Source organism: Nocardioides aestuarii, from assembly GCF_039527245.1.
In the GTDB taxonomy this organism is placed as follows: Bacteria; Actinomycetota; Actinomycetes; order Propionibacteriales; family Nocardioidaceae; genus Nocardioides; species Nocardioides aestuarii.
This window is the reverse complement of record NZ_BAAAJT010000002.1, coordinates 150,341-172,320: the sequence shown is the minus strand read 5'-3', so window position 1 is coordinate 172,320 and position 21,980 is coordinate 150,341. Positions and strand designations below refer to the sequence as shown.

The window sequence follows — 21,980 nt, the reverse complement described above, 5'->3', positions numbered from 1 at the left end:
ACTAGAGTCGCGCGGGTGCGTCTGGTCTCGGCAGTCCTCGGCTTCCTCCTGAGGAAGCTGGGCCTGGTCGCAGCGGTCGTGCTCTCCCTGTTCCTCGGCCTCGTGCTGGTCTCGGTGGTGGTCCCGCCGCTGCAGCAAGCCGAGGCCAAACGCGACCGGTTGGCCGAGGTGGCGCAGGAGCGCGCGGGGCTCGAGGCCGACCTTGCCGAGCTCGAGCGGACCTACGCCGAGGCCCAGGGTCGTGCCACGGAGTCCCTGCAGGCTGAGGTCATCGCCGAGGTGGAGGCGGGACGCCGAAGGGTCACGGACCAGGCGGCCGTGGTCGGCGAGCGGCGCGAGAAGATCTGTACCCGACTGGAGCGCGTGCCCGAGCAGGTGTCGCCGATCGGCCCCAATCCGTGCGAGGACGCACAGAGAGCACTGGACTCGGCCGAGGAGGCACTCGCCACCTTCGAGAGGACCCTCGGCGAGGCCGAGGACACCGCAGCCGTCCTCGCAGACCCGCAGCTCACCAGCGAGCAGAAGCTCGAACGGCTGGGGGAGGACGGCGGCCTCGCCGCGGACCAGCGGGAGATCGACAACACCGAGTCCGAGCTCGCCCAGGCGATGGCGGAGGAGGACCGCCTGCGGGAGGCGCAGGGTTCGTGGTCGGGCCGGGTCGTCAGCCTGTGGGCCCAGTCGTGGAGGTGGCTGCTCTGGACGGCCCTGCTCATCGTGCTCGCGCCCGGCCTGCTGCGGACCTTCAGCTACTTCGTCCTGATGCCGCTGGTCGCTCGGGCGCACCGACCGATCCACCTTGCGGAGGGCTCGGGGGGCGAGACCGCCCTCCTGCGCACCACCACTGCCGAGCGCACCCTGACCGTCCGGCTACGCGCCGGTGAGGTGCTGTCGGCGCGGTCGGAGCACGTCCGCCCCGTGCAGGGACCCATCCGCAGCCGGCTCCTGTACGACTGGTCGGCGCCCTTCATCAGCTTCGCGGCCGGGCTCTTCGGGCTCAGCCGGGTCACTGGTGACGGGAGCATCACCAAGGCGACGCTCGCGACGCCGAGCGACCCCGACGCCTACCTGATGCGCATCGACTTCGAGGACCACCCAGGGGTGGTGATGCGTCCCCGGCACGTCGTTGGCGTTGTCGGTGCGCCGACGCTCGAGACGCGGTGGCGCTGGGGCATCCACTGCTTGGCCACGTGGCAGGTGCGCTACATCATGTTCGCCGGCACTGGCAGCCTGATCGTGCAGGGCACGGGCGACGTCGTCGCGACGAACCCGGAAGGCGGGTCGACCAGGATGGAGCAGCACCTGGTGATGGGGTTCGACTCGCGCCTGGTCGTCGGCGTCAACCGGACCGAGGTGTTCTGGCCCTACCTCTGGGGAAGGACACCACTGATCGACGAGGAGTTCGACGGATCCGTCCCCCTGTTCTGGCAGAAGTCCAGCACGGACGGTCCGAGCAACCCGATTGCCAAGGTCTTCGACGCCTTCTTCTCCGCGATCGGCAAGGTGTTGGGCTTCTGAGTGGCGCGTGCACGGCCCGCGCGTGACAGGGTGTCACCATGGCCACCTACTCGGTGAACCCCGCGGCGATCGAGCACGCGCGGACGCTGATCGAGGGACGCCAGTACGTCCTCGACAGCGACTGGGGCGAGGTGCAGCCCGACGCCGAGGCGCAGAACGCCTACCTCGAGCGTCACTCCTGGGAGGACTACGCCGCCTGGCACCTCGGCCTGACCGAGGGCGCCAACGACGAGACCAAGGCGCGCCACGCGTTCGTCTTCGGCGACTTCAGGCGGGTCCACCGCACCGCTCTGATCGCCTGCGTCTACCGCGCCTCGGAGTGGCGCCACAAGGACGTCGAGCTCGCCGCCCACGACCTGCTCCAGCTGCTGGACCGGACGTCGGGCTGAGCGGGTCTCAGACCAGCGGCTCGGACTTGAGCTGGGCCGCGGGGGTCCCGCCCCAGCACGCCTCGGAGCGCTTGCGGTAGGGACCGCCCAGGAAGCGGAGCATGATGAACCGCGGCACCGCGGGCACCTTGCTCCTGACGACGGTGGTGCCGGCGACGTCGAGGTTGTCCAGCATCCAGTGGCCGACGAAGGCGAGCTCGGGTGGACGGGAGCCGGAGGTGTTGGACTTCTCGAACGCCGCCCACTCCTCCTCGGTGACCGATCCCGGGACGGCCGGGCTGAGGTCACGCTCCTCGTGCTCGAGGTGGGGGTCGAGGACGACCCGGAGCGCGGCCACGGCCTCGGCGAGGTCGGCCGCGACAGGTTCGCCGCGGGCGGCACGCCCGCCGGTGTCGCGGAGGACGGTGACGGCGCCGGCGATCGCGGCGTGCTCCGACTCCATGTCGTCGAGGAGGTCGCCGAGCGCAGGGTTGTTGCGACGCAGCATCGGGAACAGGTGCTCGTCCTCGCCGGTGTGGTGGGTGTGCAGGAAGTCCATCAGCCACACCACGTGCTCACCGACCGCGCGCAGGCGGTCGGGACCGGGCCCGTCGGCCAGGACGACCGCCGCGCGGTCGAGGTCGCGGCGGAGGGCGGCGTGGATGATGCCGTTCATCCGGGTGTCGACGGGCATGGGCCGACGGTAGTTCAGGCCGGCTCGTTGCCGCGAGCGATTCCCAGCGTCGCGATCAGGTCCTCGTGCAGCTGGAACCACACCGTGTGGCAGGAGTCGATGCCGATGCCGTCGACCCAGTGCGGCTGGCCGGCCTCGGCGCGCGACAGCGCCGCGGCGTAGCGCTCGTCGTAGCCCGCGAAGCGCGGCAGTGCCACCGCCAGGGGCGTCATGACCGGTCGCAGGAGGGAGCCGAGCTCGCCGAGGGTCGCCAGGACGCGACGGTCCCAGCGCAGGTCGTGGTGGTCGTTGGCGGCGAACGGGTCGCCGACCACGGGCCTGGTCTGCCAGTCGGTGACCGCCCGGAGCAGCCGCGCGTTGAGGTCGAGGAAGTCGAGGTAGGTCCGTCGCGCCAGGTCGCGGCGGCCGGTCGCGTCGAGCTCCGCCGCGAGTCGACGTTCGCCAGCGGCACGACCGCGCTCGGTGAGCGACCAGCCCTCGGTGTCGCCGAAGGCCGACCACGCGACCAGTCCGACCGCGCGGTGGTCCTCGAGCAGCTCGCCGACGAGATCGGGGTCGAGGTCGAAGCGCGCGGCGACCCGCGCCGCCGGGCCGAAGCCCAGGAGCCGGACCGCGTGGAGCACGAGCAGGTCCGGGGGAGTGGTCACCCGGTCAGTGTCCTCCCTGCTCCCACTCCTCGGCGAGGATCGCGTAGGTGTAGCCGTCGACCCAGCCGTGCTCGGCGTGGAAGGAGTCCCTCACGCCGTGCTGCTCTCGGCGCATGCCGAGCTTCTCCATCACCTTCCAGGAGGCGGTGTTGGCCGCGAAGCAGCCGGCCTGCACGCGACGGAGCCCGAGCCGGCCGAACGCGTTCGCCAGCGCGTCGCGGGCCAGGGCCGTGCCCACGCCGCGTCCGGCGTACGCCGGGTCGACGGTGTAGCCGATCCAGCCCTCGCGCCGCACGAACTCCGGCTCGTGCCCCTGCTGACCCATCCCGTCGGCGACCCGGACGCTGGCCGTGCCGACCGCCCTCCCGTCCAGCGTCGCCACGACGAGGTGCCCGTCGGTCCCGTCGTAGGACGTGAACCAGTCGCGCACCTCGTCGGCATCGACCTCCTGCATCAGGAACCACCGCAGGACCTCCGGGTGGCTGCGCCAGCCGAGCACCTGCTCGGCGAGGGCAGGGGTCGGGGGAGTGAGCTCGGGTCCCGGGATCGTCACGACAGGGAGGGTAGGCAGCGGGTCGGGCTCGCGCCACGGGATTCGGTGATGTATCTTGACGTCAAGAGACTTTGTGCGTCGGTAAGGCTCGCCTCACTTCCACGGGGCTGGGCCGCGGCGGCAAGATGGACGGCAGACGTCCGCAGACGACCACCAGCCCCGATCGAGGAGACGAGATGGCGAGCCAGGACAGCTTCGGAGCGAAGAGCACGCTCAGCGTCGGAGACCAGAACTACGAGATCTTCCGGCTCGACGCGGTGACCGGGGAGGGGCTCGACGTCGACTCGCTGCCCTACAGCCTCAAGGTCCTGCTCGAGAACCTGCTCCGCACCGAGGACGGCGCGGACATCACGGCCGACGACATCAAGGCGCTGGCCGGCTGGGACGCCGATGCCCAGCCCGACAAGGAGATCCAGTTCACGCCCGCCCGCGTGATCATGCAGGACTTCACCGGCGTCCCGTGTGTCGTCGACCTCGCGACGATGCGCGAGGCGATGGCCGAGCTCGGTGGCGACGCGACGAAGATCAACCCGCTGGCGCCGGCCGAGATGGTGATCGACCACTCCGTGATCGCCGACGTCTTCGGCTCCGCCGACGCCTTCGAGCGCAACGTCGAGATCGAGTACGAGCGCAACAAGGAGCGCTACCAGTTCCTGCGCTGGGGCCAGGGCGCCTTCGACGACTTCAAGGTCGTCCCGCCGGGCACCGGCATCGTCCACCAGGTCAACATCGAGCACCTCGCGCGCACGATCTTCACCCGCGAGGTCGACGGTGAGCTGCAGGCCTACCCCGACACCTGCGTCGGCACCGACTCCCACACGACCATGGTCAACGGCATCGGCGTCGTGGGCTGGGGCGTCGGCGGCATCGAGGCCGAGGCCGCGATGCTCGGACAACCGGTCAGCATGCTGATCCCGCGCGTGGTCGGCTTCAAGCTCTCCGGCGACCTGCCCGAGGGCTCGACCGCCACCGACCTGGTGCTGACCATCACCGAGATGCTGCGCAAGCACGGCGTGGTCGGGAAGTTCGTCGAGTTCTACGGCCCCGGCGTCTCCGCGCTGCCGCTGGCCAACCGCGCCACCATCGGCAACATGAGCCCGGAGTTCGGCTCGACCATCGCGGTCTTCCCGATCGACGAGGAGACCACGAAGTACCTCGAGCTCACCGGCCGTACGCCGGAGCAGATCGCGCTCGTCGAGGCATACGCCAAGGAGCAGGGCCTCTGGCACGACCCGAGTGCCGAGCCGCGTTTCTCGGAGAGGCTCGAGCTGGACCTCGCCACCGTCGTCCCGTCGCTCGCCGGCCCCAAGCGGCCGCAGGACCGGGTCGAGGTCACCAAGGCGGGCACCGAGTTCGACAAGGCGCTCGGCGACTACACCGACGACAAGTCGGCGACCGCGACCTTCTCGCTCGACGGCCAGGAGGTCACGATCGGCCACGGCGCCGTGACCATCGCGGCGATCACCTCCTGCACCAACACCTCCAACCCGAGCGTGATGATCGGTGCGGCGCTGCTCGCCAAGAACGCCGTCGACAAGGGCCTGGCCCGCAAGCCGTGGGTGAAGACCACGCTCGCCCCCGGCTCCAAGGTCGTCTCCGACTACTACGAGAAGTCCGGCCTGACGCCCTACCTCGACAAGCTCGGCTTCAACCTCGTCGGCTACGGCTGCACCACCTGCATCGGCAACTCGGGCCCGCTCATCCCCGAGGTGAGCCAGGCCGTCAACGACGCCGACCTCGCCGTGACCTCGGTGCTCTCGGGCAACCGCAACTTCGAGGGTCGGATCAACCCCGACGTGAAGATGAACTACCTCGCGTCGCCGCCGCTGGTCGTCGCCTACGCGCTGGCCGGCTCGATGACCGTCGACCTGTTCAACGACCCGCTGGGCCGGGACACCGACGGCAACGACGTCTTCCTCAAGGACATCTGGCCCGCGCCCGACGAGGTCGAGCGGGTCATCGCCGAGGCGGTCAACTCCGACATGTTCGGCGACTCCTACTCCGACGTCTTCGCGGGCGACGAGCGCTGGCGCTCGCTGGAGACCCCCGAGGGCAACACCTTCGAGTGGGACGCGGAGTCCACCTACGTCCGCAAGCCCCCCTACTTCGAGGGCATGCCCGAGGAGCCGGAGGCGGTCACCGACATCGACGGCGCCCGCGTGCTCCTCAAGCTCGGCGACTCGGTCACCACCGACCACATCAGCCCGGCTGGTGCGATCAAGAAGGACAGCCCGGCGGGGCGCTACCTGCAGGAGCACGGCGTCGACCAGCGCGACTTCAACTCCTACGGTTCTCGCCGCGGCAACCACGAGGTCATGATCCGCGGCACGTTCGCCAACATCCGGCTGCGCAACCAGCTGGCCCCGGGCACGGAGGGTGGCGTCACGCGCGACTTCACCAAGGGCGGCGAACAGACCTCGGTCTTCGAGGCGAGCGAGAACTACGTGGCCGCCGGTACGCCGCTGGTCGTCCTGGCCGGCAAGGAGTACGGCTCCGGGTCGTCGCGCGACTGGGCCGCCAAGGGCACCGCGCTGCTGGGCGTGAAGGCGGTCATCGCCGAGTCCTACGAGCGGATCCACCGCTCGAACCTGATCGGCATGGGCGTCATCCCGCTCCAGTTCCCCGAGGGCGAGTCGGCCGAGAGCCTGGGGCTGACCGGTGAGGAGAGCTTCTCGATCACCGGCATCACCGAGCTCAACGACGGCACCACGCCGCGCACCGTGAAGGTGAAGGCCGGCGACGTCGAGTTCGACGCCGTCGTGCGCATCGACACCCCCGGCGAGGCGAACTACTACCGCAACGGCGGCATCATGCAGTTCGTCCTGCGCAACCTGCTGCGCGGGTGATCCTCGGGGTCGAGGCCTGGGTCCTGATGGTCCTGGCGACCGCGCTGCTCGTCGGCGCGGTCGTCCAGGGCACGGTGGGTCTGGGCCTCGGCCTCGTCGCTGCGCCGGTCGCGAGCCTGGTCTCGCCGTCCCTGGTCCCCGAGCTGATGCTCTGGCTGGCGCTCTTGATGGCCCTCCAGACCGTCGCGACCGAGCACCGCGGCACCGACTGGCGCGGCCTCGCGTGGGCGCTCCCGCCCCGGGTGGTCGGCACCGGCCTCGGCGTGTGGGTGGTGGCGACGGCGCCCGACCGGGTCGTCGGGATCGCGGTGGCCCTGATGGTGCTCCTCAGCGTCGCGCTGACGGCGCGCACGGTGACGCTGCCGGTGAACCGGATCACCCTGCCGGTCGCGGGTCTCGTCTCCGGGGTGGCCGGCACGGCGACCTCCATCGGGGGCCCGCCGCTCGCGATCCTCTACCAGCGGGCGGAGCCGCGGGTGCTGCGCCCGACGCTTGCGGCCTACTTCGCGATCGGTGCGGGGATCAGCCTGCTGGGGCTCGGGGTCGCGGGAGAGCTGCGCCTCGACGTCCTGCTGCTCGCGCTCGTCCTCGCGCCCCTGCTCGTCGCCGGCTACCTCCTCGCCCGCCCCGTACGTCGCCGCGTGCCCGCGCAGCGGGTGCGGACCTGGGTGCTGGCCGTCTGCGGGACGTCGGCGACGGTGCTGCTCGTCGTCTCCCTGGCCTCCGGGTAGCGCGCCGTGGTCACGAGCGGCGCTGGAGCTCCCACGCCGCGGTGATCGCGCCGCGGATCGCGTCGGCGTCGCCGAGCTCGAGGTCGGCGAGCACCTTCATGTGAGCCTCGAGGGGAGGGGCGACCGAGAACGTCCCGGGGTGATCCGCGACGAGCTGCTCGCGGGCGTCGAAGTCGCTGCGCACCAGCAGGAAGCGCTCGTCCTCCTGGCGCGCGACGAGCCGGTTGTCGACGTACCACGCCACCCGACCGGGGTGCCCCTTCCGCTTCACGCCGGTCAGCGACTCGGCGTGGGCGGCGACGTCGTCGAGGTCCATCAGGGGTCTGTCAACGCAGGTTCTGGAGCCGGACCTGGCCGTGGGCGACGAGCCTGCCGTCGGCGTCGGTCGTGTCGACGGTCCACACCTGCTGGGAGCGGCCGCGGTGCACGGGGCGGGTCACGGAGGTCAGCCGCCCCTCGGTGACGGCGCGGTAGAAGTCCGTGGTGTTGCTCACCCCGACGACCCTGCCGTCGTCACCGAGCCAGAGCGCCGCGGCCATGCTGCAGAGTCCCTCGACGACCATCGCGTGCACCCCGCCGTGGACGATGCCGTAGGGCTGGTGGGTGTCCGGACCCACGCTCCACGAGGCGTCGATGCCGTCGCCGTCCATCCGGTCGAAGGTCATCGCCATGGAGTCGCGCAGGGGCGCGACGACGGCGAAGGAGGCGTCGAAAGCGGGGCTGGAGGTCACGTCGTCGGTCTGTCGATCCACGTCGAGCACCCTAGTCCGGCCCGGCGAGGAATCCCGCCGGGCTGTCCGCTGGGCCTACCGTTGGCCCCATGCCTGACCCCACGCCCGACTCGCAGCCCGACGAGACGCAGAACCTGACCCCGTTCGACCAGCTGGGTCTCGACGACCGCGTGCTCGACGCACTGCGTGACGTGGGCTACGAGACCCCGTCGCCGATCCAGGCGGCGACCATCCCGACGCTGCTCGAGGGGCGCGACATCGTCGGCCTCGCCCAGACCGGCACCGGCAAGACCGCGGCCTTCGCGCTGCCGGTCCTCTCGCGCCTCGACCTGAAGCAGAAGTCGCCCCAGGCGCTCGTCCTCGCCCCGACCCGGGAGCTCGCCCTCCAGGTCTGCGAGGCCTTCGAGCGCTACGCCGCCCACATGCCCGGCGTGAAGGTGCTGCCGGTCTACGGGGGCCAGGGCTACGGCGTGCAGCTCAGCGCCCTGCGCCGCGGCGTCCACATCGTCGTCGGCACCCCGGGCCGGATCATGGACCATCTCGAGAAGGGCACCCTCGACCTCACCGAGCTCCGGTTCCTCGTGCTCGACGAGGCCGACGAGATGCTCAATATGGGATTCGCCGAGGACGTCGAGACGATCCTCGCCGACACCCCCGAGGACAAGCAGGTCGCGCTCTTCTCGGCCACCATGCCGGCCCAGATCCGGCGGATCTCGAAGAAGTACCTCAAGGACCCTGACGAGATCACGGTCAAGAACAAGACCGCGACCGCCACCAACATCACCCAGCGCTACCTCACGGTCTCCTACCCCCAGAAGGTCGACGCTCTGACGCGCATCCTCGAGGTCGAGAACTTCGAGGGCATGATCGTCTTCGTCCGGACCAAGAACGAGACCGAGACGCTCGCCGAGAAGCTGCGCGCGCGTGGCTTCTCCGCCGCGGCGATCAACGGCGACGTGCCTCAGCAGGTGCGCGAGCGCACGATCGGCCAGCTGAAGGACGCCAAGCTCGACATCCTCGTCGCCACCGATGTCGCCGCCCGCGGCCTCGACGTCGAGCGGATCAGCCACGTGGTCAACTACGACATCCCGACCGACCCGGAGTCCTACGTCCACCGGATCGGTCGCACCGGTCGCGCCGGCCGCAGCGGTGACGCCATCTCATTCGTGACGCCGCGCGAGCGTCACCTCCTGCGCTCGATCGAGAAGAACAACCGGACGTCCCTCACGCAGATGCAGCTGCCGACCGTCGACGACGTCAACACCACCCGGCTCGCGCGCTTCGACGACGGGATCTCCGAGGCGCTCGGCGAGACCGAGCGCGTCGCGTTCTTCCGCGACGTCGTCAGCCACTACGTGCGCGAGCACAACGTCCCCGAGGTGGACGTCGCCGCGGCGCTGGCGGTCGTGCTCCAGGGGGAGACCCCGCTGCTGCTCGAGCCGGAGCCCGAGCGCCCGGCCCGTCGTGAGCGCCCCGACCGCGACGAGCACCGCGAGCGCGGCCCCCGTCAGGCAGGCGGCCACCCGGACGGGGTGCCGATGGCGACCTACCGGATCGCGGTCGGCAAGCGCCACAAGGTCGAGCCGCGCCAGATCGTCGGCGCGCTCGCCAACGAGGGCGGCCTCCACCGCAAGGACTTCGGCAAGATCTCGATCCGCCCCGACTTCTCGCTCGTGGAGCTGCCCGCGGAGCTGCCGAGGGGCGCCGAGCAGCGGCTCGCCGACACCCGGATCTCCGGCAAGCTGATCGAGCTGCGCCGCGACACCGGCGGCCCGAAGGGCGCCCGGAAGCCCTACAAGAAGAAGCACCGCGACTGACGGCTCCGTCAGCCGAGCAGGCGCCTCACGAGGTCGAGGTGGAACCGCGCCGAGAGGGTCAGGTCGTCGACGTGGATCCGCTCGTTCGCGTTGTGGAAGCCGGCGGCGATCACCTCGGCCGGCGTGCTCCGGAACGGCGAGAAGCCGTACGCCGCGGTGCCGCCCGCCGCACGGAGGTGGACCGAGTCGGTGAACCCGGTGCACAGCACTGGCAGCAGCAGCGCCTCGTCGCCCTCCTCGGCCAACCACGCCGCGACCGCGTCGGGCAGCAACCCGGTCACGGGTGAGCTGCTGCCGGGCACCATGTCCTCGCACCACTCCAGCTCATAGCTGCCCGCCCCGAGCCGGGCGCGGACCGCGTCCGCGACCTGCTCGCGGGTGGTGCCGGGCAGGATCCGGCAGTCGAGCTCGACGTGGGCGCGGGCCGGCATCACGTTGCGGGCGGTGGAGGCCCCCAGCACCGTCGGTGCCATCGTGGTCCCCGGGAGCGACGGCAGCTCGTGGCCGAGGGTCGGGTGGAGCGCGGCCGCCTCACGGAGGTCGGCCGCCAGGTCGGTGACCGGACGCTGCAGCAGTGCCTCCACGGTCGCGGTGACCTCGGGGGAGTCGACCACGTCGGGCATCCCGGAGCCGACCCGGGTGATGAGCTCGGCCAGGATCGGCACCGCGTTGTCGCCGAGCTCCGGCATCGAGGCGTGACCGGACTCCCCGACCGCGACGACCCGGACCGGGCAGGTGCCCTTCTCGCCGATCGAGAACGTCAGCGCCTGCCGACCGTCGCTCAGCGGGAGCCGCGAACCGGCGCCCTCGTTGATCGCGAGGTCGGGGCGGATGTCGGGTCGCTGCTCGAGCAGCCAGCGCATGCCGACGTCGGCGCGGCCGTCCTCCTCGTCGGCGACGGCGATGAACCAGAGGTCACCGCGGGGCCGGAAGCCCTCGCGCGCCAGCCGGGCGATGGCGACCGCCCGCGCGGCGACCTCGTCCTTCATGTCGACGGCGCCGCGGCCGTGGAGGAAGCCGTCGTCGTCGACGACGGCGCCGAACGGGTCGTGGAGCCAGTCCTGCCCGTCGACGGGGACGACGTCGGTGTGGCCGACGAGGGCGAGCGAGGGCGCGGACGGGTCGGTGCCGGGGATGCGGGCCACGACGTTGGCCCGCTCCGGCTCCCGCGCGACCAGCTCCACGTCGACGCCGTGGCCGGCCAGGTAGTCGTGGAGGTAGTCGGCGGCGAGCGTCTCGCTGCCGGTGAAGCCACGGTTGGTGGTGTCGCGCCGGATCAGCTCCTGCGCGACCTCCAGCACCTCGGCGGCCAGTCCGACGTCCGTGCTCTGCTCGCTCACTGCTGCTCCTTCGAGGTCGTGTCGGGGTCCACCATGCCGAACCGGTCCAGCAACCACGCGAAGACCTCGGCCTCGTAGGCGAGGTGGCCGGTGCGGCCGGAGGGCCCGACGTGCGCGCCGGCTCCGACCTCGCAGCGGAACAGGCAGCGCGGCGACCACTCCGGGTCGCTCGCCCGGAGTGCGGCCACCCACTTCGCGGGCTCCCGCACCATCACCCGGGGGTCGTGCACCGCGCCGGTCACCAGCAGGTCGGGGCGCCCGCCGGCGGGCGGGATGTTGTCGTAGGGGGAGTAGCCCATCATCCAGCCGAACTGCTCCGGGTCGCGCGGGTCGCCCCACTCCTCCCACTCGGTGATGGTCAGCGGCGTCGTCTCGTCGAACATCGTGGTGACGACGTCGACGAAGGGCACCTCGGCGACCACCGCGCACCACCGGTCGGGTCGCTGGCTGAACACCGCGCCCTGGAGCAGGCCGCCGGCGCTGAGCCCGCGGCTGGCGATCCGGTCGGGGTCGACCAGCCCGGCGGCGGCGAGGCCGTCCGCGACCGCGGCGTGGTCGTCGAAGGTGTGCTGCTTGGCGGCGAGCTTGCCGTCGAGGTACCAGTGCCGGCCCTCCTCGCTCCCGCCCCTCACGTGGGCGTGCACCCACACGACGCCGCGGTCGAGCAGCGACGGCAGTGCGGGGTCCCACTCGGGCTCGAAGGTGTAGCCGTAGGCGCCGTAGGCGTAGAGCACCGCGGGGGCGGAGCCGTCGAGCGGGGTGTCGCGGTGGCGCATCACCGTCGCCGGGACCAGCACCCCGTCCTTGCTGGGGAACAGCATCCGCTCCACGGCGTACGCCGCCGCGTCGAAGCCCGGGGCCTCCCGGCGCAGCACCTCGTGGAGCTCGCCGGTGGCGAGGTCGACCTCGCTCCACACGGGCGGTGACAGCCACGACTCGTCCTCGACCATGATCCGGTCGACGTCGTACTCGGTGGTGGCGGCGAGGTGGACGCCACCGCCCGGGACCCGGGTGGTGACGGGGGTGCCGGTGCCGGCGAGGTCGTCGTGGGGGAGGAGCAGCAGCTGGTGGGACCCGCCGGTGCGGACGGAGAGGACGACGCCACCCCCGAAGGCGTCGGCACGCTCGAGGTGGACCGACGGGTCCTCGGGACGGGCCTCGGTCCACGCCGTGTGGTCGAGCCCGTCGGGTCCGGGCACCGGGGAGGTCATCAGCCGCTGCTCGGTGCGGTCGTCGACGACGACCAGCAGGTCCTCACCGCCGGGGTGGCGCCGGTGGTCCACGCGGTAGCGCACGCCCTCGCGGCGACCGCCGGCCCGGCGGGGCCCCGACTCCGGGTCGTGGGCGTCGACCAGGAAGACCTCGGCCGTCGTGTTGCTCTCGGCCCAGACGACGACCCAGTCGCCCGACCGCGTCGCCCGCAGCCGCAGCTCGAAGCGCTCGTCGGGCTCCTCCTTCACCAGCACGTCGTCGGCCACCGGGGTGCCGACGCGGTGGCGCCACACCTGGAACGGGCGGTAGGCCTCATCGTGGACGGTGTAGAAGAACCACCGGGAGTCGGCCGACCACGCGGCCCCGTAGTAGGTCCGCGGCACCTCGTCGGGCAGGTCCTCGCCGGTGCGGAGGTCACGGAACCGCAGGACGTAGACCTCGTCCCCATCGGTGTCGGCCGACCACGCCAGGAGGTTCTCGTCGGGGCTGACGAGGGTCAGGCCGAGCTCGAGGTAGTCCTGGCCCGCGGCCACCTCGTTGACGTCGACCAGGATCTCGGGTGCTTTCGCTGAGCGGTCCGTAACGTCACCGAAATCGTCGTCTCGCGGGTCGGACGAGAAAGAATCCGTGGTATTGACGGCCGAATCGTTACGAATTTCTCGGCAGATGCGCGGATAGTCCCTTCCGGCGGGCGTCTCGGTGTAGTAGTAAAAACGCGAGCGATTCCAGCGGGGGGACAGCTCGGTCGCTGGCAGGCGGCCGACCATCTCGGACCCGAGGTCCGTGGACAGGGAGTGCAGATGAGCAACCGCAGCGTCATACCAGGACCGCTCGGCCAGGAGATGGGCCCGCACGTCGGGCGCGTCGGCGGCGTGCATCCACGCGAAGGGGTCCGGCCGGGTCACCCCGTGCTCGGTCCAGTCGTGGGGCTCCTGGCGCGCCTCGGGCGGTCGCTGTTCGGTCGTCACGGCGGCCAACGTAGCGCCGTCCGGCTCGTCGGTGTCGCCGCGGTGGTCGCGGCGTCGCTCTCGCCGGTCGCGCCGGCGAGTGCCGCGAGCGACGACGAGGCGGTCTTCACCGTCGCCTACCTGAACGAGGTCGACTCGTTCAACCCGTTCCTCGGGATCGAGGCGTCGTCCTTCGAGATGTGGTCGTTGATGTACGACTCGCTGACCGGCTACACGATGGAGGACATGCAGCCGGCACCGTCCCTGGCCACCGAGTGGGAGGCGTCGGAGGACGGCCTCACCTGGACCTTCACGATGCGCGACGATGCGACCTGGTCCGACGGCGAGCCGCTCACCTCGGCCGACGTCGCCCACACCTACGGCCGGATCCTGGACGGCGGCCCCGAGCGGTCCACGTGGGGTTCCTACCTCAAGGGCGTCACCGACGTCGCCACTCCCGACGACACGACCGTCGAGCTGACCTTCGACAAGCCGAGCTCCTCGATGCCGCTGCTGCCGATCCCGATCGTCCCCGAGCACGTCTGGAAGGACATCTCCGAGGACGACGTGAAGGACTACGCCAACGAGCCCGACGACGGCGGTGTGGTGGGCTCAGGTCCGTTCATCCTGCGCGAGGGCACGGCGGGCGGGTCGACCTACACCTTCGACCCCAATCCCGACTACTGGGGCGGAGCGCCCCACATCGACGGCATCGTCTTCCGCGTCTTCAAGTCCGAGGACCCCGCGATCCAGGCGCTGATCAAGGGCGAGGTCGACTTCGTCGAGGGGATCAGCGCGCTCCAGGTCCAGTCGCTCGAGGGTCAGGACAACATCGAGGCCATCAACGGCGACTCGCCGGGGTTCGACGAGATCGCGTTCAACGTCGGCTCGATCGACACCAAGACGGGTGACCCGATCGGCGACGTCAACCCGGCGGTGACCGACCAGGCGTTCCGCTGGGCGCTCAACTTCGCCGTCGACCGCGACAAGATCATCCAGACCGCCTACCAGGGCGGCGGCCAGGCCGGTTCGACGATCATCCCCCCGGCCTACGACGGCTACCGCTGGGAGCCGCCGGCCGAGGACGCCCCGACGTTCGACCTCGACAAGGCAGGACAGCTGCTCGACGAGGCCGGCTACGCCCTGGGCGGTGACGGCCAGCGCACGATGCCGGACGGCAGCGCGATGACGCCGCTGCGCCTGTTCAGCCGCAGCGACTCCCAGACGTCGCAGGACGTCATGGAGTTCTTCGCGGAGTGGCTCGACCAGCTCGGCATCCCGCACGAGCTCCGGTCGGTCGAGAGCAACAACCTCACCAAGATCATCCTCGACGGCGAGTTCGACGCCTTCGAGTGGGGCTGGTACGTCGAGCCCGACCCGAGCTCGATGCTGTCCTACATGACCTGTGACCAGCTCGGCGGCTGGTCGGACTCCTGGTACTGCAACGACGACTACGACGCGCTCTTCGAGCAGCAGCAGGTCGAGCTCGACACGGCCGCCCGCGAGGAGCAGGTCAAGCAGATGCAGGAGATGCTCTACTACGACGCGCCCTACCTCGTGACCGCCTACAGCAGCGTGGGTGAGGCCTGGCGCACCGACCGGTTCGCCTGCATGCGGCCCCAGCCCGACCCCGGCGGCGTCTACCTGGTCCAGTACGGCGTCTACAACTACAAGAACATGCGGCCGGCCTCCGAGGCCGACGCCTGCGCCGGTGAGGAGGGCGTCACCCAGGCGTCGTCGCCGACCGCCGACGACGGCCTCGGGACGGGCGTGCTGGTCGGCGGGGGCCTCGTGCTCCTGCTCCTGCTCGGTGCCGGTGGTGTGGTGGCGATGCGCCGCCGCGGGTCGGTGGGTGACCGCGAGTGACGGTCGGCGCCCTCGCCGAGGCGGAGGCCTCCGACGGCCACGACGGACCGGAACGGTCCGCCGGTGGTCGTGGGCGCAGTCGTCGCCGCAGCTACGGCCGCTACGCGCTCGGCAAGACCCTCGGGGCGCTGGGCAGCCTGTTCTTCGCCCTGGTGGTCAACTTCTTCCTGTTCCGGGTCCTCCCCGGTGACCCCGGCCGCAACCTCGGCCGGGGTCGGATGGAGTCGCCCGAGGACCTCGCGGCCTTCAACCAGGCCTACGGGCTCGACCAGCCCCTCCCGCTGCAGTTCCTGACCTTTCTCAAGGGGACCTTCACCGGCGACCTCGGCACCTCGCTGCGCTACCGGGTCCCGGTCACCGACCTGCTCGTCGACCGCATGTGGCCGACGTTGCTGCTGGTCGGCACCGCGACCCTGCTGGCGATGCTGATCGGGGTCTGGATCGGGGTCGTCGGGGCGTGGAACCGGGGTGGCGGCTTCGACCGCTTCTCCAGCGGCGCCTCGCTCACCCTCTACTCCATGCCGGAGTGGTGGCTGGGCCTGCTGCTGATCGCTACGCTCGCGGTCGGGATCGGCCCGGTCCCCGGGTTGTTCCCGACCGGCGGGCTGACCACGCCGGGCGTCGACCCGTGGTCGGTCGCGGGGATCGCCGACACGGCGTGGCACCTGGTCCTTCCCGTGCTCACGCTCACGATGGCCTACCTCGCCGACTACTCCCTGATCATGCGTTCCTCGTTGCTCGAGGAGATCGGCGAGGACTACCTGACGACCGCCCGGGCCAAGGGCCTGCGCGACGTCCAGGTCCGCAACCGTCACGCCGTGCGCAACGCGCTGCTGCCGACGACGACCGTCATCGCCCTCAGCTTCGGGTGGGTGGTCGCGGGCGCGATCACGGTCGAGACGGTGTTCTCGATCCCGGGTCTCGGCCTGCTCTCCACCGAGGCGCTGTCGGTGCCCGACTACCCGGTGCTCCAGGGGACCTTCCTGGTCGCCACGGCCGCGGTCATCCTCGCCAACCTCGCGGCCAACCTCGTCTACGGCCTCCTCGACCCGCGGGTCCGCGCATGATGCACCCCATTCGAATGCTCGCTCCGCTCCGCTTCGAACGGGGACCCCGAACATGAGCGCCGCCGAGCAGTCACCGGTGCGCGTCACCGCGCGTCAGCTGGCGCGCCAGCGGCGACGCGCGGCGTGGGCCGACGGGTGGCGCGAGTTCCGCACGCGGCGCGCCGGGATGGCCGGGCTGGTCGTGATGCTGGCCTTCGTCGCGCTCGCGATCCTGGCACCCGTGATCGCCGACCCCGAGGGTCTCGAGGTCACCAAGGCGACCGGCGGCGTCCTCGAGCCGCCCTCGGGCGAGTTCTGGCTCGGCACCGACGACAAGGGCCGCTCGGTGCTGACGCTGCTGATCTGGGGCACCCGGGTCTCGCTGCTCGTCGGCCTGCTGGCGACGGTGCTCTGCATGGTCATCGGCACCCTGATCGGCTTGCTCTCCGGCTACTTCGGCGGTCGGACCGGCGCGATCCTGTTCCGCTTCACCGAGTGGTTCCTGGTGATCCCCTTCCTGCCGCTCGCCATCGTGCTCGCGAGCGTGCTCGGTCCCTCGCTGCTGACGATCGCGTTCGTCATCGGTGTCACGTCGTGGCCGAGCACCGCCCTGCTGATCCGCAGCCAGACGCTCTCGATCAAGGAGCGGGCCTACCTCGAGCGGGCTCGGGCGCTCGGCGGCGGACGGTGGCACCAGATCAGCCGACACATCCTGCCCAACGTGATGCCGATGGTCTTCGCCAACACCACCCTGACCGTGACCATCGCGATCCTGTCCGAGACGACGCTCAGCTTCCTCGGGCTCGGCGACCCCACGCGGATCTCGTGGGGCTCGATGCTCGACGACGCCTACAGCGTCGGGGCGATCACCACCGGCTCGTGGTGGTTCATCGTCCCTCCGGGTCTGGCCGTGGTGCTCGTGGTGCTGGCCTTCAACCTCGTGGGCCAGGCCCTCGAGGACGTGCTCGACCCCCGCCTGAGAGGACGCAAGTGACAGCCAGGCTGCTCGAGATCGAGGACCTCTCGGTCACCTACCGCACGGGAGAGGGCGACGTCCCGGCCGTGCGGGGCGTCTCCCTCACCGTCGACCGGGGCGAGATCGTGGGCGTCGCGGGGGAGTCGGGCTGCGGGAAGTCGACGCTGGCGTCGACGGTGCTCCGCCTCCAGCCGCCGTCCGCGGAGGTGAGCGGCGCGGTTCGGGTGCTCGGCGACGACGTCATGACCATGCGCTGGGGCGACCTGCGGACCCTGCGCTGGGCGGGGGCGTCGATCGTCTTCCAGGGCGCGCTCCACTCGCTCAACCCCGTCCACCGCGTCGGCCGCCAGATCGCCGAGCCGATCGAGCTCCACGAGCCCGACCTCGCCGAGGGTGAGGTCACGAGGCGGGTGGGCGACCTGCTGGAGCAGGTCGGGCTGCCGGCCGCCCGCGCGGCGGCCTACCCCCACCAGCTCTCGGGTGGCCAGCGGCAGCGCGTCATGATCGCGATGGCGCTGGCGTGCAAGCCCGACCTGGTCATCGCCGACGAGCCGACCACGGCGCTCGACGTCATGGTGCAGAGCCAGGTCCTCGACGTGTTGTCGGGGCTGGTCGCCGAGCTCGGCGTCGGGATGCTCTTCATCAGCCACGACCTGTCGGTGCTGGCCGACCTCTGCGATCGCATCGCGGTGATGTACGCCGGCCGGGTGGTCGAGCTGGGCGCGGCGGACGAGGTCTTCACGCGGCCGCTCCACCCCTACGCCGCTGCGCTCTCCGCGGCGTTCCCGCGCATCGGCGATCCCGCCGCGCGCTATGCACCAGCCGGCCTCGGCGGGGACCCGCCGGACCTGCGGCTGCTGCCGGACGGTTGCCCCTTCACCCCGCGCTGCCCGCGTGCGGTCGAGGAGTGCAGCCACGCCGAGCCGCCGCTCGCGACGTACGACGCCGGCCGTCAGGCCGCCTGCATCCGGGTGGGTCAGGCATGAGCGGGGAGCTGCTGACCGCGACCGGCGTGCGGGTCGAGTTCGCCACCCGTGGCGGACAGGTCGCCCGCGCGCTCGACGGCGCCGACGTCCAGCTGTCGCCGGGCGAGGTCCTCGCGCTCGTGGGGGAGTCCGGGTCGGGCAAGACGACCCTGGCCCGCACGCTGATGGGCCTGGAGAAGCCGGCAGCGGGCGAGGTCCGCTTCGGCGACCGGCCGCTCGACTACTCGGTGAAGGGTCTGCGCCACCTGCGGCGACGGGTGCAGATGGTGCTCCAGGACCCCGCGGGCGCGCTCAACCCGCGCCACACGGTCTACGACTCGGTGGCCGAGGGGCTCCGGATCCACGGGCTCGTCGACGGTGACCCCCAGGGTCGGTCGGAGACCGAGACCGTCGCGGCCGCACTGTCGTCGGCCGGGCTCCGTCCGCCGGAGGCCCTGTTCCTGCGCTACCCCCACGAGCTCTCGGGTGGGCAACGGCAGCGGGTCCTGATCGCCGGCGCGCTCGCGATGGCGCCCGACCTGCTCGTCGCCGACGAGCCGGTCTCCTCGCTCGACGCCTCGATCCGCGGCGAGATCCTGGCGCTGCTGCTCAAGCTCCGCGAGGAGCTCGGGCTGGGGGTGCTGGTCGTGACCCACGACCTGGGGCTGGCCTGGAACATCGCCGACCGGGTGGCGGTCATGTATCTCGGCCGGGTCGTCGAGCAGGGTCCCACCGAGGAGGTGCTGTCCGACCCCCAGCACCCTTACACCCAGGCGCTGCTCTCGGTCGTCCCCGAGACCGAGCGGATGGAGCCGGTGGTGCTCAAGGGAGAGATCCCCGACCCGACGCGGATCCCCGGCGGGTGCCGCTTCCACCCGCGCTGTCCGGCGCTCGCCGACGGCACCGCCGCGGCGGCCGGTGTCGCCGACGCCTGCCGCGGCACGGCGCTCCCGGTCCTGCCGGCCGACCCGGCCGGACACGTGGTGGCGTGCCATCTGGCCACGCTGGTCGGTCAGGCGGGAGAATCGTCGTCGTGACCCGCATGATGCCCGCCGTCCGCTACACCTCGCCCGACGTCCTGGCGTGGGAGCGGCGACATCTCTTCGCCGGGATGTGGACCTGCCTCGGCCGGCTCGAGGAGCTGCTCGGTCCCGACGTCACCCAGCGGGCCGTCGCTGTCGGCGACGTCCCGGTGCTCCTCGTGCGCGACGGGTCCACCGTCCGGTCCTTCGCCAACACCTGCCGCCACCGCGGCCACGAGCTCCTCCCCGACGGGGAGACCTCCGGCCGGGCGTCCGTGCTCTGCCCCTACCACGCGTGGACCTACCGGCTCGACGGGTCGCTCCAGGCCGCCCCCGGCTTCCGCGAGTCGCCCGACTTCGCGGGCGGGGAGCACGGCCTCGTCGAGCTGCCGGTCGAGGTGTGGCAGGGGTGGGTCTTCGGCCACGCCCGCGCGGCGCTCGGGGACACCTCGGTGCCGTCGTTCGCCGACCACGTCGGCGCGCTCGAGGGCATCGTCGCGCCGTACGACGTGGCGGCGTTGGTGCTCGGTGACCGCCACTCCTACGAGGTCGCGGCGAACTGGAAGGTGATCGCCGAGAACTACCACGAGTGCTACCACTGCCCGCTGATCCATCCCGAGCTGTGCCAGGTCAGCCCGCCGACCAGCGGCGACAACTACCACGGGCTCCCCGGCCAGTGGGTCGGCGGCTCCATGGAGCTGCGCGACGGGATGGCGACGATGTCGCTGACCGGCGAGTCCGGCGGCCACCCGATCCCCGGGGTGCCGCCCGAGCGCGTGGAGTACGTCCACCTGCTGCCCAACTTGCTGATCTCGGCCCACCCCGACTACGTCATGACCCACCGGCTGGTGCCGCTCTCGCCGGACCGGACCTGGATCGAGTGCTCCTGGTACCTCCAGCCCGGTCCCGACGGCGAGGCGCCCGACGCGTCGTGGGCGACCGAGTTCTGGGACCTCACCAACAAGCAGGACTGGGGTGCCTGCGAGTCCGTCCAACGCGGTCTCGCCTCGCCCCACTTCGTCCCCGGCCCCTTCGCCCCCAACGAGGACGCCGTCGCGGCGTTCGTCGAGCTGGTGCAGGCGGCCTACGACACCGGCGAGGTCACCGCTCCGGTGACTGGTTGAGCCGGGCCGCCTGCCGGGTCAGGTGGTCGCGCTCGGGGATGCTCGGTGCGAGGAGCGCCGCCTCGGCGTAGAGCCTCGCCGCCAGCGCGAGGTCGCCCGCCCGTTCGTGGAGGTACGCCGCCGCGGCGGTGCGGCGGGGGAGCGACCGATCGACCTCGTCGAGCGCGGCGAGGCCGGCCCGCGGACCGTCGGCGTGGCCGACGGCGAGCGCTCGCCCGAGCCGGACGACCGGGTTGTCGGTGAGCGCCACCAGCTCGTCGTACCACTCCACGACCTGGACCCAGTCGGTCTCCGCGGCGGACCGGGCGTCCGCGTGGAGGGCGGCGATCGCGGCCTGCGCCTGGAACTCGCCGAGCTGGTCGCGCGCGAGCGCCGACTGCAGGATGTCGACGCCCTCGGCGATCGCGTGGGTGTCCCACAGCGAGCGGTCCTGCTGCTCGAGCGAGACCAGCCGTCCGGCGGCATCGTGGCGTGCGGCCCGCCGGGCGTGGGTGAGCATCATCAGCGCGAGCAGGCCGGCCACCTCGGGGTGACTGACGCTCGCGGCCAGCCGACGGGTCAGCCGGATCGCCTCGGCGGCGAGGTCGACGTCGCCCGAGTAGCCCTCGTTGAAGACGAGGTAGAGGGTGCGCAGCACCGTCGCGACGTCACCCGGCTCATCGAGCCTGACGTCCGCGACGGTGCGCTTCGCCCGGCTGATCCGTTGCGCCATCGTCGCTTCCGGGACGAGGTGGGCGGCCGCGATCTGCCGGGTGGTGAGGCCGCCGACCGCCCGGAGGGTCAGGGCCACGGCCGAGGCGGGTGTCAGCGCCGGGTTGGCGCACAGGAAGTAGAGCTGGAGCGAGTCGTCGGTGTCCGGGACCGGACCCCCCTCGGGTTCCTCCTCGACCCGCTCCTCGCGGCGTCGCCGTGAGGTCTCGGACCGGGTGGCGTCGAGGAAGCGGCGCCACGAGACCGTGACCAGCCAGGCCTGCGGGTCGCGGGGCGGCTCGTCGCCCCAGGTGCGCAGCGCCTCGACCAGCGCGTCCTGCACCGCGTCCTCGGCCGCCGCGAAGTCGGCTCCGCGGCGGACGAGGATCGCGATCACCCGGGGCACGGCGCTGCGCAGCGCCGCGGTGTCGAGCGGGTCGGCGTTCACCACTCGTTCTGCGAGTGGTCGTGCTCCATGAAGGGCCGGACCTCGAGCCACTCGCCGAGCGGCCGACCACCGGCGGCAGGGGCCGCGGACAGCTCACCGGCGAGCTCGACCGCGCGGGCCTCGCTCTCCACGTCGATGACCATCCACCCGGCGATCAGGTCCTTGGTCTCGGCGAACGGGCCGTCGACGACGGGCGGCTTGCCCTCCCCGTCGTACCGCACCCACATCCCCTCGGGCGCCACCGCCTGGCCGTCGACGAACTCGCCGTTCGCGCGCAGCCGGTCGGCGAAGTCGTCCATGAAGCGGATGTGGGCATCGACCTCGTCGGGCGTCCACTGGTCCATCGGGACGTTGTTGGTCGAGGTCTTGGGCCCGCGGTAGTGCTTGAGCAGCAGGTACTTCACGTCGGTCTCCTCCGGGTGTGGTGCGGCCCATTCTGGCC

The 21,980-nt window shown here is 71.6% G+C and carries 20 protein-coding genes; 11 read left to right on the top strand and 9 right to left on the bottom strand.

Annotation, left to right across the window (positions count from 1 at the left end):
- Positions 1-15 precede the first annotated feature (15 nt).
- Together ABD091_RS00940 and ABD091_RS00935 are read left to right on the top strand one after the other, a co-directional pair.
- Positions 16-1,515, top strand: coding sequence for an AAA family ATPase (locus ABD091_RS00940; protein WP_343915233.1), 1,500 nt, complete (start codon positions 16-18; stop codon positions 1,513-1,515).
- A 38-nt stretch (positions 1,516-1,553) separates the two neighbouring features.
- Positions 1,554-1,904 carry a hypothetical protein gene (locus tag ABD091_RS00935; RefSeq protein WP_343915231.1) on the top strand — a complete coding sequence of 117 codons (351 nt, stop codon included), beginning with the start codon at positions 1,554-1,556 and terminating at the stop codon, positions 1,902-1,904.
- Between the two features lie 7 nt (positions 1,905-1,911).
- Here ABD091_RS00935 and ABD091_RS00930 read toward each other — a convergent pair whose 3' ends face one another.
- Genes ABD091_RS00930 through ABD091_RS00920 form a run of 3 tightly spaced genes read right to left on the bottom strand, consistent with a single transcriptional unit; the run spans position 1,912 to position 3,777 of the window.
- Positions 1,912-2,577 carry a hemerythrin domain-containing protein gene (locus ABD091_RS00930; protein ID WP_343915230.1) on the bottom strand — a complete coding sequence of 222 codons (666 nt, stop codon included), beginning with the start codon at positions 2,575-2,577 and terminating at the stop codon, positions 1,912-1,914.
- A 14-nt stretch (positions 2,578-2,591) separates the two neighbouring features.
- Positions 2,592-3,224 (bottom strand): transcriptional regulator, encoded by a 633-nt coding sequence (locus ABD091_RS00925; RefSeq protein ID WP_343915229.1) that lies wholly within the window; start codon positions 3,222-3,224, stop codon positions 2,592-2,594.
- Between the two features lie 4 nt (positions 3,225-3,228).
- A complete protein-coding gene (locus ABD091_RS00920) occupies positions 3,229-3,777 on the bottom strand; it encodes a GNAT family N-acetyltransferase (RefSeq protein WP_343915228.1) in 549 nt (182 codons plus the stop codon).
- 176 nt (positions 3,778-3,953) lie between these two features.
- Between ABD091_RS00920 and acnA the strand changes: the two genes are divergently transcribed.
- Both acnA and ABD091_RS00910 read left to right on the top strand, forming a co-directional pair.
- Positions 3,954-6,623, top strand: a complete 2,670-nt coding sequence (gene acnA, locus ABD091_RS00915; RefSeq protein WP_343915227.1) for an aconitate hydratase AcnA — start codon at positions 3,954-3,956, stop codon at positions 6,621-6,623.
- Positions 6,620-7,354 carry a sulfite exporter TauE/SafE family protein gene (locus ABD091_RS00910; protein WP_343915226.1) on the top strand — a complete coding sequence of 245 codons (735 nt, stop codon included), beginning with the start codon at positions 6,620-6,622 and terminating at the stop codon, positions 7,352-7,354. Before acnA ends, ABD091_RS00910 begins: the two co-directional genes overlap by 4 nt.
- Before the next feature lie 10 nt (positions 7,355-7,364).
- On the opposite strand, the gene ABD091_RS00905 is transcribed toward ABD091_RS00910, so the two are convergent.
- Complete coding sequence (locus ABD091_RS00905; protein WP_343915225.1) at positions 7,365-7,670, bottom strand: hypothetical protein; 306 nt, start codon at positions 7,668-7,670, stop codon at positions 7,365-7,367.
- Between the two features lie 10 nt (positions 7,671-7,680).
- Positions 7,681-8,106 (bottom strand): PaaI family thioesterase, encoded by a 426-nt coding sequence (locus ABD091_RS00900; protein ID WP_343915224.1) that lies wholly within the window; start codon positions 8,104-8,106, stop codon positions 7,681-7,683.
- Positions 8,107-8,174: 68 nt separating this feature from the next.
- Between ABD091_RS00900 and ABD091_RS00895 the strand changes: the two genes are divergently transcribed.
- Positions 8,175-9,902, top strand: coding sequence for a DEAD/DEAH box helicase (locus ABD091_RS00895; RefSeq protein ID WP_343915223.1), 1,728 nt, complete (start codon positions 8,175-8,177; stop codon positions 9,900-9,902).
- Positions 9,903-9,910: 8 nt separating this feature from the next.
- Here ABD091_RS00895 and ABD091_RS00890 read toward each other — a convergent pair whose 3' ends face one another.
- A complete protein-coding gene (locus tag ABD091_RS00890) occupies positions 9,911-11,242 on the bottom strand; it encodes a M20/M25/M40 family metallo-hydrolase (protein ID WP_343915222.1) in 1,332 nt (443 codons plus the stop codon).
- Positions 11,239-13,422, bottom strand: a complete 2,184-nt coding sequence (locus tag ABD091_RS00885; RefSeq protein WP_343915221.1) for a prolyl oligopeptidase family serine peptidase — start codon at positions 13,420-13,422, stop codon at positions 11,239-11,241. The genes ABD091_RS00890 and ABD091_RS00885 overlap by 4 nt, the downstream gene beginning before the upstream one ends.
- On the opposite strand from ABD091_RS00885, the gene ABD091_RS00880 reads away from it, so the two are divergent.
- Genes ABD091_RS00880 through ABD091_RS00855 form a run of 6 tightly spaced genes read left to right on the top strand, consistent with a single transcriptional unit; the run spans position 13,378 to position 20,400 of the window.
- Positions 13,378-15,267, top strand: a complete 1,890-nt coding sequence (locus tag ABD091_RS00880) for an ABC transporter substrate-binding protein (RefSeq protein ID WP_343915220.1) — start codon at positions 13,378-13,380, stop codon at positions 15,265-15,267. The two genes, ABD091_RS00885 and ABD091_RS00880, sit on opposite strands and share 45 nt — an antisense overlap.
- A complete protein-coding gene (locus ABD091_RS00875) occupies positions 15,264-16,334 on the top strand; it encodes an ABC transporter permease (protein ID WP_343915219.1) in 1,071 nt (356 codons plus the stop codon). Before ABD091_RS00880 ends, ABD091_RS00875 begins: the two co-directional genes overlap by 4 nt.
- 52 nt (positions 16,335-16,386) lie before the next feature.
- The gene (locus tag ABD091_RS00870) at positions 16,387-17,307 is read left to right on the top strand and encodes an ABC transporter permease (RefSeq protein ID WP_343915218.1); all 921 of its coding nucleotides are present in this window, start codon (positions 16,387-16,389) and stop codon (positions 17,305-17,307) included.
- The gene (locus tag ABD091_RS00865; protein ID WP_343915217.1) at positions 17,304-18,275 is read left to right on the top strand and encodes an ABC transporter ATP-binding protein; all 972 of its coding nucleotides are present in this window, start codon (positions 17,304-17,306) and stop codon (positions 18,273-18,275) included. The genes ABD091_RS00870 and ABD091_RS00865 overlap by 4 nt, the downstream gene beginning before the upstream one ends.
- The gene (locus ABD091_RS00860) at positions 18,272-19,291 is read left to right on the top strand and encodes an ABC transporter ATP-binding protein (protein WP_343915216.1); all 1,020 of its coding nucleotides are present in this window, start codon (positions 18,272-18,274) and stop codon (positions 19,289-19,291) included. Before ABD091_RS00865 ends, ABD091_RS00860 begins: the two co-directional genes overlap by 4 nt.
- Before the next feature lie 5 nt (positions 19,292-19,296).
- The gene (locus ABD091_RS00855; RefSeq protein WP_343920847.1) at positions 19,297-20,400 is read left to right on the top strand and encodes an aromatic ring-hydroxylating oxygenase subunit alpha; all 1,104 of its coding nucleotides are present in this window, start codon (positions 19,297-19,299) and stop codon (positions 20,398-20,400) included.
- Here ABD091_RS00855 and ABD091_RS00850 read toward each other — a convergent pair.
- Together ABD091_RS00850 and ABD091_RS00845 are read right to left on the bottom strand one after the other, a co-directional pair.
- Entirely contained in the window at positions 20,378-21,538 is a 1,161-nt protein-coding gene (locus tag ABD091_RS00850) for an RNA polymerase sigma factor (protein WP_343915215.1), read from the bottom strand. The two genes, ABD091_RS00855 and ABD091_RS00850, sit on opposite strands and share 23 nt — an antisense overlap.
- Positions 21,535-21,942, bottom strand: a complete 408-nt coding sequence (locus tag ABD091_RS00845) for a YciI family protein (protein WP_343915214.1) — start codon at positions 21,940-21,942, stop codon at positions 21,535-21,537. Before ABD091_RS00845 ends, ABD091_RS00850 begins: the two co-directional genes overlap by 4 nt.
- Positions 21,943-21,980 lie beyond the last annotated feature (38 nt).

Excerpts from the sequence above, each read along its gene's own strand:
- ABD091_RS00935 (WP_343915231.1), top strand. The coding sequence starts at position 1,554 with ATGGCCACCTACTCGGTGAACCCCGCGGCGATCGAGCACGCGCGGACG.
- ABD091_RS00930 (WP_343915230.1), bottom strand. The coding sequence starts at position 2,577 with ATGCCCGTCGACACCCGGATGAACGGCATCATCCACGCCGCCCTCCGC.
- acnA (WP_343915227.1), top strand. The coding sequence starts at position 3,954 with ATGGCGAGCCAGGACAGCTTCGGAGCGAAGAGCACGCTCAGCGTCGGA.
- ABD091_RS00905 (WP_343915225.1), bottom strand. The coding sequence starts at position 7,670 with ATGGACCTCGACGACGTCGCCGCCCACGCCGAGTCGCTGACCGGCGTG.
- ABD091_RS00895 (WP_343915223.1), top strand. The coding sequence starts at position 8,175 with ATGCCTGACCCCACGCCCGACTCGCAGCCCGACGAGACGCAGAACCTG.
- ABD091_RS00870 (WP_343915218.1), top strand. The coding sequence starts at position 16,387 with ATGAGCGCCGCCGAGCAGTCACCGGTGCGCGTCACCGCGCGTCAGCTG.
- ABD091_RS00860 (WP_343915216.1), top strand. The coding sequence starts at position 18,272 with ATGAGCGGGGAGCTGCTGACCGCGACCGGCGTGCGGGTCGAGTTCGCC.
- ABD091_RS00855 (WP_343920847.1), top strand. The coding sequence starts at position 19,297 with ATGATGCCCGCCGTCCGCTACACCTCGCCCGACGTCCTGGCGTGGGAG.